The following is a 13,269-nucleotide window of genomic DNA, read 5'->3' on the forward strand; positions in this document are numbered from 1 at the left end:
TGTACTACTATAAGAATAGATCCGGTCGAACTGGCTCGTTCGACACACTTCATGAGACGGGGTTCTCCGTGGACGTCAAGGCTCGCGGCATTGGCCGCTACTTAAACGAATACACTTTCCACAGAGCTATCTCGGAGTATCCGAAGTGGCGCACGGCGCGGGGCGAGCAGGTACCTGCGCTCCGGGCGAGCCAGGGCCGCGAAGCACGCCGCCGACTGGACGTAGCACTCGAACGCAGGGGTGCGACCATCGACAGGCTCGGCGAGGGTGGCCCCTCCGTCTTGATGGAGTCGATCGACGAAGCACTCGGTTCGATGTTCGAGGAGTACACCCCGCTGTTCCCGGACGCCGAGAGAGGCACGGACCAAGTCAGCTACGCCAAGATCAAGGCGAGCTTCGGTACTTTCATCGGCGCCGGCGGCCAGACTCCACCAGGTGGAGTGCGGCTCCCCGTGAGCCCGTTCGATCCGCGCTGGAGCCGGCGCGAGACGGTTCTCGGCCACGGCACACACCTCCTGTCCATCTCCGACGATGACGTACGCAGCGAGATCGGAGATGCAGTAACGGGTTTCGATCGGCTCGATCGTCTCGGCCCGTTGGGGGCATTCATGCTGCAGACGCTGGAGTCGGACCCCGAACGCGGTGAACCCCGCCAGGTAGGGGCCGCGATTACCGAGGCCGACGTGACCGGTTTGAGTGCGCTACGTCCGTACATGAGCGCGTCCGAGTACCGCGACCTCGCTCCGTGGGTGCTGGCCGGGGCACGAGAGAAGGGTCCGATGGGCCCAGCGGCACTGGAGCGTTCGCTTGCGATTCTCGATCACTTGGGTGAGTCGGGTACGAGCTACCGAATGGTCAAAGACCGGAACCCCGGGCAGATCGCAGCGTCGATCGTGGGGAGCAAAGCATCGGTGCGAATCGCTGATGTGGCGGCGAACGATGTGTGGGTCGGTCGTGTGTACGACGACGGCATTGCGACCTACTACTCCGACAAGAAGGGGAAGGGTGCAGCAATTCACGCGGCCTCCCCCGAAGAGGCCGTGTCGCTGCTGCGGTTCGCTCTCGGAGAGCAGGTACAGCGACTCGACGGGCAGGGGACCATCGGTGTCGTCGGGCCACGTGACCGGTCGGCACCCCGTCAGCGACAGAACAGCTATCACGTCGGATCGAAGAACGAGTCGATGCTCGAAACACGACAGGGTCTGTGGATACGACGAGATGCGAAGGTAGTCAGCCAGCGCACGACGTGGTTCGAGAGCCCCGAAGCCGCCGAGGAATATCTTCGTGACGCGGTTGCGTCGGCCGCCGAAGGCGTCAGCGCGGCCATCGACGTGGAAGGCCTGATCTCCGAGGCAAGAGCGAACGCCGGGGATCCGGACTACGTGCCGGACTTCTCCGGTGCGCCGGAAGATGTTGTCGCACTGGCACAGGACTACTGGCGACTGTTGACCGATCCCGACTCGGGCGTACTACTACTCGACCCGGGCGCGACGGCCGCGGACTACGCGCAGGCTGTCGCCGACGGTGACGATGCGGCTGCCGCCGCGGTCAGCTCGGCCATGGATGCAGGGCCGCATCCGCAGGACAAGGTGCGTGCTCATGCAGAGCTAGTCGCGACGTCGATGGTCGGTAGCTACGAGATCGGTGACGACGGAAAGCGATTCGATCCGGTACGGGTCGCACAGTTCATGGCAACCGAACACAACATGTGGCGCAACAACGACGACATCGTCGAAGCCTGCGCCAAGGCCGGGATTCCAGCGGAGCAGCTGCGCGGCGACGGCTACTACAACAAGATGGTCGCCGACAACCTCATCAAATTCGACGCGGAGACCGCGGTCGACGTCGAGGAACATCCATCGGCACTGATGCGTGCGATGGGTGCGCGAGTGAAGGCGGCAATCGAGCGCGGTGCCGCCGAGGTGACCAGCGTGCAGGTTGACGACAACGGGATCATGGTGTGGCAGGCCGAGCGACGAGTCGGAGAGGACGACAACCGTTCGATCGGTGCAACCGGCGAAGAGGTCAACCGCAAGAAGCGGTACGTCACAGGCACCATCGGTCAGATCTTCGATCGCGGAGCCAACAACGAGGTCGTCACGAAGTTCGCCGGCGGCGACAACTTCCTGTTCATGCCCGGATTCGAGGCGTCCGTGGTCTCGCAGAAGCCGGGAGAGAACCTGAGCCTAGAACAGCGCACGCGAGTCAAAGGCTACGAGCAGGTGCTCGGTGAAACGATCGAAGCGACCATCGCCAAGGACATCGCGAATCCGCGCAGTGAGGTCGGCCGTGCAACGTCTCTGAACTCGACGATCCGTCGACTTGCAACGAACCGTCACCAGGTCGACTTCTTCGAGCGCTCAGCCGAAGAAGGGCTGTCCGAGCAGTGGCGCGACGCGATTCTGTCCACCGAGGCGCGGCGCGTGCGGTACCCCACCGAGCTGGCCAAGGGCTCGAACGCACTCAAGCACCGTCAGGCGCAGAACGATCCGAAGTTCGACGAGCTCAACGACAACGGGCGTGATCCGCTGATCCTGACGGGAATGAGGAACATGAGTGTCCTCGATCGTGACGCGGGATCCGGAATCTTCGATCCGATGATGACCGGTATGGCCGAGAACCAGGGCGTCGTGCGCTATCTGACTCCCGGTGCCACCATCACCGCGGACGGGTCTCTGCTTCCCAGTCCGACGCCGGAGGCTCGAGTACCGATCGCGGCGCACGAGGGCGCATGGGCGATGGGGTTCGATCCCCACGATCGACAGAACATGACCTTCTCCAACGTCATGCAGGCCTCTGCGGTCGTCGAAGGTGCGAAGACGGCGATGGCGCAGATCGGCGGTTGGAACTTCGAGGACGGCATTGTCGTGTCGCAGGACTTCGCCAGGGAGCATCTGATCCGAGACACCACCGGACAGATGAGGCCTCTGACCATCGGCGACAAGCTCAGCGACTTCCACGGCAACAAGGGCGTGATCAGCCTGATCGTAGATCGCGAGATGGACCTGCAGACGTCCGCGGAGCTCGGACTGACGGAGCAGGTCGAGATGTTCCGGGCCAATCCGGACCTCGACGTCGTCATGAGCCCGTTCTCGCCGATCAGCCGTTTCAACGGCGGCACCGCACGCGAGTTGATGCAGTCGCCTGCGGATCTGTTCGTTCGCGATGAGCAGGGCGAGATGACCGCGATCCCCGCAGCGATGGGCGAGCTGAACCTGATCGTCACCCACATGGCGGTCGACGCGAAGACGAACGTGTACGACGCCGAAGCGATGGCTCAGGGCAAGGGCCGCAAAGCGTCCTCACAGCTGGCATGGGCGTTGCAGAGCCAGGGCGCGTACGAGGTAATGCGGCAGTTCTACGGGGACAACACTTCCGGCCTCGCCAATGTCCGCGAGTACATGTTGGTGTTGGGTCTCGACGTCGAGCCGGACGGATCACTCAGGTCCGAGCCGACTCCGCAGGCGCTTGCCGAGCGCAAAGTGTTCGAGATCCCGGCCCCGATCAGATTCGCCCGCAGCAAGTCGTTGCCCGAGGATCAGCTACCGCGCATCAACAACGCGGCGATGGGTGAGGCCTTCGGTGAAGCGATCAGCCGTAGTGGCGGTCTGATGGAGCTACCGTTCGCACTCAAGCTCGCCAGTGGCGGTGCCACCCAAGTCTCGCCGGTGAACGCCGGCCGGTGGGTGTTGCCGGTGCTGAGTTCACGGCTGCGCAGCGAGCAGGACATGGTGGACGGCACGGTCAGTCGGCACGACCACACCAAGCTGTACATGTCGATTTCGGAAAGCGCGACGGCCTACCTCGAGGCGGAACGTCTGCGTGACGAGGCACTCGCCAAAGGCGACACCACCGGAGCTGCACGCCAGAGCGAGGAGATGGGAGCACGCCAGGCCGACGCCCAGCGTTCCTACAACTCGATCTCGGCTGACGTCATCTCTCGCCGTGTCGAATCCAAGAAGAACATGTTCAAGGAATCGATCATGTCCAACCGGCTCTCGCACTCGGCGACGGCGGTGTGGACCGGAGATCCGCGGCTCGAGGTGGATCAGGTCGCGATGAACTCGGCGATGGCTGTCGAGCTCGGAGTTCCGATGATGACCCGGGAGGATGCAGCCGAGGCAGGAGTCGAGTACACCCCCGGAACGCCGCGTGACGATGGCTACGTGCTCGTGTGGCGCGATCCAGTTCTACGCGACGGCGGTGTCCGGTACCTGCGGGTGAGCATCGACGACTCGCTCACCGGTGTCGCGGTCAACCCCGTGTCGGTCAAGTCGATGGACGGCGACTTCGACGGTGACTCCGTCGGCCTGGTCGGAAATCTGAGTCCGTACGCGCACTTCGAAGCGCTCGACAAGCTGACGGTCGAAGCCAACCTGCTGGACAAGGGTGCCCGAACCACGATCGGTGTGTGGGAGCGCGACGATCAGGGTCTGATGAGGCGCACGGGCGAGCGTGAGGTCTACCCGCTGAGCTTGCACACCTCGCTCGATGTCGAAGTTGCTTGCTACGAGAACGTCGAGCGCAGAGCCGATCTGGAAGGTTTGATCGGCGAGGCCAACGACAACGAGCAGGCCCGTCGTGACGGTCGAATGAGCGCCGAAGAATTCTGCGACGCCAATCGTGCCGTGATGGCCGCTCTCAGCGAGTCGGTTTACGGAGAAGGCATGGCGGACACCAAGAACCGGGTTGTGCTGCGATTCGGTGACCTCGGTGACCACCTGGAATCGGTGAAGGGTTGCTACGAGCGCGGCGGTAAGGGCAGCGTCTCGAAACTGCGCGAGTATGCCCAGTATCTCGGTACCGATCTCGACATCGCGGACGACGGGACCATCGCACGTTGCGCCGATGTCGGTATTCCCGATCCGAAGGTATTCGATGAGAAGTATCGAGGCTCTCAGGCTGCGACCGCGTTCAAGTCGCAGATCACGGGGATCGCGGGTTCGATCAGCCAGAGCGCGATCCAGCTTGCGAGGGCACAGGGACTGGTCACTGCGGCGTGCGAAATAAGTTATCCCGCAACCCAATCCGTTCTGCAGGCCAAACACGACCCTGTCGACGCGGCATATCGCGCGGACATCATCAGCGGTGCTGCCAAGGATCTGTGGCGTGGCAACAAGATGAAGGCGACACCGGACGAGAACGGGCGACACCGCTGGGAGGTTCTCCGTGACGAACGGGGCCAGCCCTTACAGGCGACGTCGAAGCAGTGGACCGAGCAGTTCATGAGCATGTATGCCGACAAGGCCGGTATGGGTGTGTCCATCGTGCGTGAGCACGTGGAGGCGATGGCTGCGGCACTCAGCGATACGACGGGAACGATGTTCCGCACGGACCGCCAGTCGTGGGAGGACTGGCCTGACGACGCCAGACCACTGACTCTGGATGCGCTCGCATACGGCGGCAAGTTCGACGATCTGCTCGACGCAGCGCAGGCCCGCGGCAAACTGTTCGAGGGTGTGAACGCGTCGTTCGCGCCGACCACAGTGCTCGACAACATCGAGCTCGATGCCCAGCTGCAGGCTGCTGGCGTCGAACGATCGGAGTCGGTGGAGTACGCGGCCATCGGACGAGCCGACACGTACCTCGAACACCGCCCGAAGCTGCTGCGTTCGGAGTGGACCGCTCGGACACGCAGTGCAGCCATGGGTCACTCGTCACGACCGGATCCGTTCCTGAAGCAGAGCGCGAAGGATGCTCGCGCAACACGGCCGGGCATCGACCCAGCTGCCCCTGCAGTGGGGTCGGTGACCACACACACGGCAGTCACGAAGCCCGTGGTCCCGGCCGGTGGCGACACGAAGGACGGACGTTCTGCGACACCGTGGAACAAGCTCGCGGCCGAGGCTGACGCGATCGCAGCAGGATCGGCGGCCCGCAGGATGGAACACGAAGGAATGGGAGCGTAACGGCGTGGCAGTCGATTTCAGCGCCGAACCGAGCCCCGAAGGGCTGGAGCTCGCAGCCCGATTGCGACGGGAAAGGCGGCAACGGGACAAGGCCGCTGAGGACAGACTTGCAGCAGCAGAGGAACAGGCACTGCTGGACGAGGGGCGAGTCAGCGAAATACCCTCCGCTTCCCGAGTGGCAACGGAGTCAGACACCGAGGACGACGACGTCGATCGGGATAGGCCGGATGAGCCGCGGAGGCCCACGCCGTCGGTCCCCAACGAACGGATCGTGGAACCGGTGGCCGGGCCATCTATTCAAGCTCGGCTCGACGAGTTGGCGGCGGTCTCACATGCCATGTCGCGCAAGCGAACCGCTGACAGACAGCGCTGACCGAGGGCAAATCAGGCACGCGAGTACAGATCAGGCGAACACGAACTCAGAAAGAGCGACACCGGGCGCACGGGTGTCCCTGCGAGAAATGGGAAAGCAACGATGACCGCACCGATAGGCTCGCCGAGCCCGATACCGAGACAAGCGCCGGAGCCGACTCCGGCAGCGCAGCCAGGGCTCAAGAAGCGCCAACCACGCGGAATCGAAAAGGCTCGGGCGGAAGCGGAACCCGCCCGAGAGCCGGTGTTGGCAGAGGAAGAGCCGATCGACGGTGTCGACCTCGCGGACCAGGTCTTCGCGGACGTCATCCCCGGACCTCCTGCCCCGAATACCCAGCCAGCCACCGACGAATCGAAAGCAGCCGTCGCGCGAGAGGCTACGGCCAGACGTCAGGCGGTGACGAAAGGCTTGCGAGACGAGGCGGTCAGGAACCGGCTCTTTTCTGGAGAGAACGCCAAGCGCAGCCCGAAGGAGAAGGCCGGCCTACTGAGCGAGCGGCACGACCAGTACACGCAACTGATGGCACTGAACTGCATCAAACCCATGGCGCAGGGGATAGATGCGAGCACCTTGACGGAGGCAGTGTCGACCGCCGCTGTGATGTGGGCCCTGAGCCCCCGCTTCCGTGAGCTGATGGCCGACTACAACACCAAGATCAACGACGCACTACGTGTGACTCGATCGAAGAATCTCGACAACAACACGCGGGTTCCACTGGGGAGCAGCCGGGAGACGGTCGAGGCGGCGCAAACGATGGCGCAGCGCGAAGACAAGGCGATGCTCGATCAAGTCGCGGCAGTACTGAAAGGCGCGGAGTCGGTACCGTTCTCCACCGAAGCCGCCGCGATGTCCTTGCTGCAGATCCACGAAGACGCCTACGTCGCAATGCGCGAAGGCGAAGATCCCGACGCGGTCACGGCGAGCCTGAAGGAGACGGTCGACGAGCTCAACGACATTTGGAAGTCGCAGAAGCTCGATCCACAGTTGGTCACCGCGACCGCGCGCACCCTGGCAGGGCGGACCGACGGGGTGGAAGATCTGCGCCTGGCGCAGTTCGTCGAGACTGCTGGCGGCAGCGTCCGCCCGAGTCAGCAGAGCGTGGTTACCGGTAGTGGAGGCGCTGCGGTCGCTTCGTGGGGCGGGCAGTGGTCGATGGCCGCAGGCAAGCTCCTCGACAGTGCCAGGTCGCGCATGTTCGAGGTGCGCAGAGTCGCCGATGCACGGAGCCACCAGGATTCGCTGAGCACGTTGGTCTTTCAGGATCTAGCTCTGGCATCGAAAGCCGGTCCGGCCGAGCTGCGCAAAGCGGTGATCGGGCACCTGGCGTCGTGGGAACTGCGGGACTACAACCTCGATCCCAGCGGAATCGGTGGTGCATCGAGGGACAGGTCTGTTGCCTGCGCACAGCGCAGCCGAGTTGCGTACGCAGCGATGGCCGACGACGGCATCGACGAAGGAATTCGCCAGACGGTCGCCTCCAATGCACTGATGAACGGGATGAAAGCCTTCGAGACAGCCGAACCCGAGGCGGTTGCTCTCATGTCGAAGCAGTTCGGGGACAGTCACAGTGAGGCTGTTGCTGAGTTGGTGGCGCGGGGGAGGGAGCGAGGCAAACACGTCCCTGTGCGCCCCCTGATCTTCGAGCCGGTCAATCGCGAGCACGCAGCAAAGATGGTCGGGCAGCCTGCAGCGCCGTCGGAACAAGCACGCGAGTTGGGTACCGAGGCCCCTCGACCCAGTGCGCTGGCTCCGTGGGGTCCACGGGCACATCCCGATGTTCTGGCGGCAGAGCGGACGAATCGTCAAGGAGGCGAGGCTCTCGCCCCACGACGTGTCGTCAACGTTGCACGGCCGCAATCGGTTCGGCGCGGAGTCGACAGACGAGAGCCGCTGGACCGAACTAGTGTGGCGACACCCGGGCGGAGTGCCGGTACAGAAAGGCAGGATCAAGCTCCGACACGATCGGAGTCCCCGAGAACGCCGACGCCGGAGCACCCTCGTCAGGGGCGGACGAGTGAACCAATCCGAGCAGAGCACACTGTGGGCCGCCACGCCCGCCGCGACGAGGCCAGCGCCGGGGCTCCAGCGCCGGCATGGACCCCGCCAACATCGAGCGCCCCGCGGTCACCGTGGGAGCCCGGCCCTGATGTTGCAGGTGTAGGGAAAGGTCTTCGGCCACAGCCGGAAAAGCGTGCGACCCCACCCGCTCTCGGGGGAAATGCTGCAAAGGCAACCAACCGAGAGGTCGGCCCTGAGCCGACTACATGACTGCCAACGCGACGTAAACCAAGACCAAGAAACTGATGTCCGAAACAGAAGAACGAGGGGAACACAATGGGAATCTTGAGCAACATGGTCTCTGAGGGAATGGGCACACCCAAGACCGAAGCCGAATCCGCCAGGCAGCAGCGCGCGGCCGCGGCGACAAAGCTCGGCGGGGACGGTATCGAGCGAGCGCTCGCGATGAAAGAGCGCACTCTGTCTCAGCTCGAAGCCGCCGGTGTTCGGGACACAAGCCGTGATGCGCAGAAGCGTGACGAAGAGGAGGCCGGCTCGGCATCTCCGCGAGCGCAGGTCACCTACAGCATGGACCTGACGGGCAACCTCGCGAGGCAGCATGCACGGGACAACGGCTACGAACTCTGACGACGTGAAATACCGCCTATCGATCGCGAGACAAAAGACCCGCGCAGCCTATCGGCTGCGCGGGTTCGATGTTTGTCGAGAAATATAGTCTGCGTCCGTCGGGCCAGGTACAGGCCCTGATTTGATAGGCTCGCGAGAAAGTACAGTTATTTGGGGCGACAATGTCGAGCACTCCGGTCGACAGATGAGGTGGGAGATGTGATGGCGGCTCGTTCGAGACTGAAGCTCGGTATGACCCGAGCGTTGGCGACACTGAGTGTCATGACGGTCGTCGCCGCGGGAAGTGCTGTTACGGGCCTCCAGACGGCAGCAGCCCAGACCCTCGGCGAGGGATGCACGGAATACATGGCCTACATGGTTCCTGGCACGACCGAAACGACCATCGATGCGGATCCGAGCAAGCCGGCTGGGATGCTGGCCAAGGTCGGGACGAAGCTCGAGCAGAAATTCGGCCAGAAGATCACCGTCGTCTACGTCAACTACTCTGCGAGTGCGTTCGACAAGGGCATGACGTACGAGGCCAGCGAAAGCAACGGCGTGCAGGCGACCGCTGGACTGATGGCGAAGTGCCCGACGTCGAAAATCGTCCTCGCGGGCTACAGCCAAGGCGCGCAGGTCGCCGGTGACGTCGCCTGGCACATCGGCCAGGGCCAAGGGCCGGTGCCGGCTGCCTCGGTTCGCGGTGTGGCACTTCTCGCAGATCCCAAGCGCGGATCCGAGAAGTTGGTCGGAGTGAAGCTGGCGGGCAAAGGTGTTGCTGGAGAACGCCCGGGCGGCTACGGCTCCCTCGAAGGACGTATCAAATGGGTGTGCGACGAGGATGACATGTACTGCAACACCGACTCTTCGAACCCGTTCGTCGGGATCATGGGCAAGGCGGTCACCGGGGCGACCGACGAAACTGTTCCTCCACTCGACGGAACTGTTGGGCCGAGTGCTGGTGGCTTCGAAAACCTGGTCTCGGACTTCGGCGACACGGATCTGACAGCGGTGGGGGACAAAGCATCCGAGCTGAAGAACCGGACAGAGGCGCTCGCCCGTGAGGGTGCAGGTCTGCCGAGCAAGGCACAGCTCGACAAGATCGGACAGCTGGCGGGGAGTCTGAACAACACGTACAGCTCCACGGCGGACATCAAGAACTTCGCCGATACCAGCGGCACCCGTGAGTTGCTCGGGGCAGAGAAGACGGGCACACCCGGCGCTCAGACCTCGGACGTGCTCTCCACTCTCGACGGGGTCGATCTCGGTGGTCTGATCTCGAACACGGCGTCCATTGCGGAAACGGTGGCCGGACTGACGTCGGGTGACACCAGCACTACCAACCTCGCCGGCGGCGGAGAGGCTCTCAAGTCTCTGGCGACGATGGGTCTGAACGTGGCCTCGCAGGGTGAGGCCCTGAGCAGCATGGACCGGTCCAACCTGACTGCCGCCACGGGAGTTCTCGGTGAGCTCAAGATCTCGACAGTGGTCGACACGGCGATGATGACGCTCACCACGGTGCTGTCGACCGATTTCGCGGCCATCGCCGCGAAGGTCAATCAGCTCGGGACCCAGCTCGCAGCCATGGACGCCAAGGGTGCACACGCCAGTGCCGGCGACCTGAACAACATGCTCGCACCTTGGGTCGATCTTGCCGCTGCTGGTAACACCAATGTCATGCCTATGGCTGCGAGCATGGTCGAACTGATTCCGGATCCGTCCGGTGGTACCAAGATCGCCGCCGAGGTGATGCGCATCCTCGCGAAGGTCGATGTCAAGAGGCTGGCCGACAATGTCGGTCAGGCCCAAGAGGTGGCATGGTCTGTTGTGGAAGGTAACGCGGCCGAGGCTGTCAAATTGGTGCCGATCGGCATAGACATTGGCATGGTCGGCCTGCAGTCGGTGCTCGGTGGAGTGATGGGCACTCCAGTTGAGAAGACCGGCACCAGCGCGGTCAGCGCCGGCGGGGGCGATCTGGTCTCGATGACATCTCAGCTCGTCAACAGCGTCGGTGGAGCAGGCGGTATCGACACCATCGGCAAGTTCGCGGGAGACATGATGGACTTCGGTTCGTTCATCGCCAGCGGCGTCCATACAAGCGCGTACACGTCGAAGACGTTGGTGGGCAACCTGAATTCGGTCGATTACATGGCCGAGTACTTCATAGTTCAGCTCGGCGGCAAGTCCGACACGAAGACGACGACGACCCCGCGGACGACTGCACCGGCCACCACTACATCGGGCAGCAGTGGCCGATGACGGTGACACTCGGGTAATCGATACAGCAGAAAGCAACACCCCGTCCGGCTCGCGTGAGCTGGGCGGGGTGTTGTCGTATGTCCGTCTTTCTCTCTTGACCCCAGCAGGGGACCTGTCAGAAAGGAGGCTCTTCGTCCGAGCCGCCGCCGAAGGATCCGCCGGCAGGCGCATTGCTCCAGGGATCGTCGTTCGCACCACCGCTGCCGCCCGAGCCGGTGCCGCCACTGCTCCCGCCGCCTCGGTAGGCGCCGCCTCCACCCCCGCCGCCACGAGATGCCTTGTTCACCTTCGCGGTTGCGTATCGGAGAGAAGGCCCGATTTCATCGACTTCGAGTTCGACGACAGTTCGCTTCTCACCTTCACGTGTCTCGTACGAGCGCTGCTTGAGTCGACCGGACACAACAACCCGCGCACCCTTGGTGAGGGACTCGGCGACGTTTTCGGCGGCCTCACGCCAGATGTTGCAGCGCATGAATAGCGCATCCCCGTCTTTCCACTCGCTGGTCTGACGGTCGAAGGTGCGGGGCGTCGACGCCACAGTGAAGTTGGCGACCGCGGCCCCGGCCGGAGTGAACCGGAGTTCTGGGTCCGCTGTGAGGTTCCCAATGACGGTGATGACGGTGTCGCCTGCCATGTATAAACTCCCTGGATTCGGTTGTGCGAGTGCACTGATCGTAGCTGCTTTCTGCGTGGGTCGACAGGTACACCACCAAGCACTGAACTGTGTTGTCCAGAAACGCGATTCGCTCAGAACTACGTTTCGGCAGTATCCGTGTCGCGTCGTGCCGAGCGGCGAGAATGTCTGCCGCTGTTGACGATATGTTCTGTGTCAGCGGATCGAGATACCTGTGTTGGTGCGCACTATCGTGACGACGGTACTCGGGCCGGGATCCCCGACTTCGTGCCGCAGTTCCCCCGAGAACTCGGACATGTCCGCGATGAGGATCTCATCGCTGTCACCGTCGGCGTAGTCGACGGCGACGGTGTCGTCGTAGAAGTAGCCGTTGTCCCATAGATCGGAGGTGATTTCGACTCGCCGAACAGTGCGGCCGGTCTTCTCCTCGATGTACGCGACGATCCGGTCCTGAACCTGTTGGAACGGATACTGGTCGGAGAAGTCGAGAGCTGCGACAACGTCGAGTTCGATCGTGTCCAGGTGTCGTTCCCACGCGCTGGAGTCGCCCGTCGGCAGCCGGTGCAGCATCGCGATCAGACTCGGTGCGATGTCTGCATCCACCGATAGCTTCGTCTCAATTCCGTCGACGTCGCACGCGACGGCGTCTCCGATGCACAGGTCACGAATGATGACCCGAGTCGCGGCGGGATACTGGGCTGTTGCCAGACGAGCGGTCGTGTACGCCAGCACTTTCCGCTCCTCATCGAGGAGCGAATCGATCTCGTATTCGAGGTTGTGTGTGTGGCTGCGGATCAGTTGGCGTGTGGCTTCGGTGAACGGCATTGCCGAGGTGGTCGCGGGTGCGGACATGGGTGTACTCCAGTTCGTGTGGTGGGGTGCGGGCCGAAGTTCCCGACCACGCTTCCTTGATTGCTGTGCGGCTTGGATCAGCTATGGGCATGGCGAGCACCGCCCCCCAGCGCTGGGTCAGGGCGCTGAGGGGCGGGCGTTGTGGGGTGCGGGACGGACATGGACGCACCGAGGAGGAGGTCAGAAGGGCGATTCGGGCCGGTCGGTCGCGGCGATGAGAGCTGCGGTTACCTCACGGGCGGAAACGATTTCGGCTATGCGTTCGTCGCGGGTGAGATTGTTCCACCGATCGCATTCACTGCAGTCGTCGCTGTAGCTCTCGCAATCAGGGCAGTTCACGCCGAGGACCGCGTAGGAGTACGACATTCCGCCCGCACCCTCTCTGATCGAATTGCACGAGCACCGAAGCTGTTCTCTGGGTGTGTATTCCATGTCCGCCAGGTCCGATTCGGTGATGTCGAGAGTCATTTGCTCCCCTCCACGCGGTAGCCGGCCTTTCGCATGATGTCGGCGATGCTGTCGAGGGTTTCGGGTGTCCAGGTGACACCGTCCATCAGTTCCTGGATTGCCAGTAGTGCAGCGTCTGAATTCATCGGTGAGTCCTCGTTGATGGTGGG

At 63.2% G+C, this 13,269-nt stretch carries 8 protein-coding genes; 4 read left to right on the forward strand and 4 right to left on the reverse strand.

Annotated features, from left to right (window positions below):
- Positions 1-284 precede the first annotated feature (284 nt).
- The 4 genes from ASH04_RS05900 to ASH04_RS05920 all read left to right on the forward strand — a co-directional run bounded on the left by ASH04_RS05900 (position 285) and on the right by ASH04_RS05920 (position 11,166).
- A complete protein-coding gene (locus ASH04_RS05900; protein ID WP_057473026.1) occupies positions 285-5,909 on the forward strand; it encodes a hypothetical protein in 5,625 nt (1,874 codons plus the stop codon).
- A 475-nt stretch (positions 5,910-6,384) separates the two neighbouring features.
- Positions 6,385-8,550, forward strand: a complete 2,166-nt coding sequence (locus ASH04_RS05910; protein ID WP_156394482.1) for a hypothetical protein — start codon at positions 6,385-6,387, stop codon at positions 8,548-8,550.
- 75 nt (positions 8,551-8,625) lie between these two features.
- A complete protein-coding gene (locus ASH04_RS05915; RefSeq protein ID WP_155288609.1) occupies positions 8,626-8,928 on the forward strand; it encodes a hypothetical protein in 303 nt (100 codons plus the stop codon).
- Positions 8,929-9,129: 201 nt separating this feature from the next.
- Entirely contained in the window at positions 9,130-11,166 is a 2,037-nt protein-coding gene (locus ASH04_RS05920) for a cutinase family protein (RefSeq protein ID WP_057473028.1), read from the forward strand.
- A gap of 115 nt (positions 11,167-11,281) precedes the next feature.
- Here the strand turns inward: ASH04_RS05920 and ASH04_RS05925 are convergent, their stop codons facing one another.
- The 4 genes from ASH04_RS05925 to ASH04_RS27420 all read right to left on the reverse strand — a co-directional run bounded on the left by ASH04_RS05925 (position 11,282) and on the right by ASH04_RS27420 (position 13,245).
- The gene (locus ASH04_RS05925; RefSeq protein ID WP_057473029.1) at positions 11,282-11,800 is read right to left on the reverse strand and encodes a single-stranded DNA-binding protein; all 519 of its coding nucleotides are present in this window, start codon (positions 11,798-11,800) and stop codon (positions 11,282-11,284) included.
- Positions 11,801-11,995: 195 nt separating this feature from the next.
- Positions 11,996-12,652 (reverse strand): hypothetical protein, encoded by a 657-nt coding sequence (locus ASH04_RS05930; RefSeq protein ID WP_057473030.1) that lies wholly within the window; start codon positions 12,650-12,652, stop codon positions 11,996-11,998.
- Positions 12,653-12,832: 180 nt separating this feature from the next.
- Positions 12,833-13,120, reverse strand: coding sequence for a hypothetical protein (locus ASH04_RS05935; RefSeq protein WP_057473031.1), 288 nt, complete (start codon positions 13,118-13,120; stop codon positions 12,833-12,835).
- The gene (locus ASH04_RS27420; RefSeq protein WP_268793668.1) at positions 13,117-13,245 is read right to left on the reverse strand and encodes a hypothetical protein; all 129 of its coding nucleotides are present in this window, start codon (positions 13,243-13,245) and stop codon (positions 13,117-13,119) included. Before ASH04_RS27420 ends, ASH04_RS05935 begins: the two co-directional genes overlap by 4 nt.
- Positions 13,246-13,269: the final 24 nt, after the last annotated feature.

Origin of the sequence: Rhodococcus sp. Leaf233, assembly GCF_001426165.1 — a bacterium.
GTDB classification, from domain to species: Bacteria; Actinomycetota; Actinomycetes; order Mycobacteriales; family Mycobacteriaceae; genus Rhodococcoides; species Rhodococcoides fascians.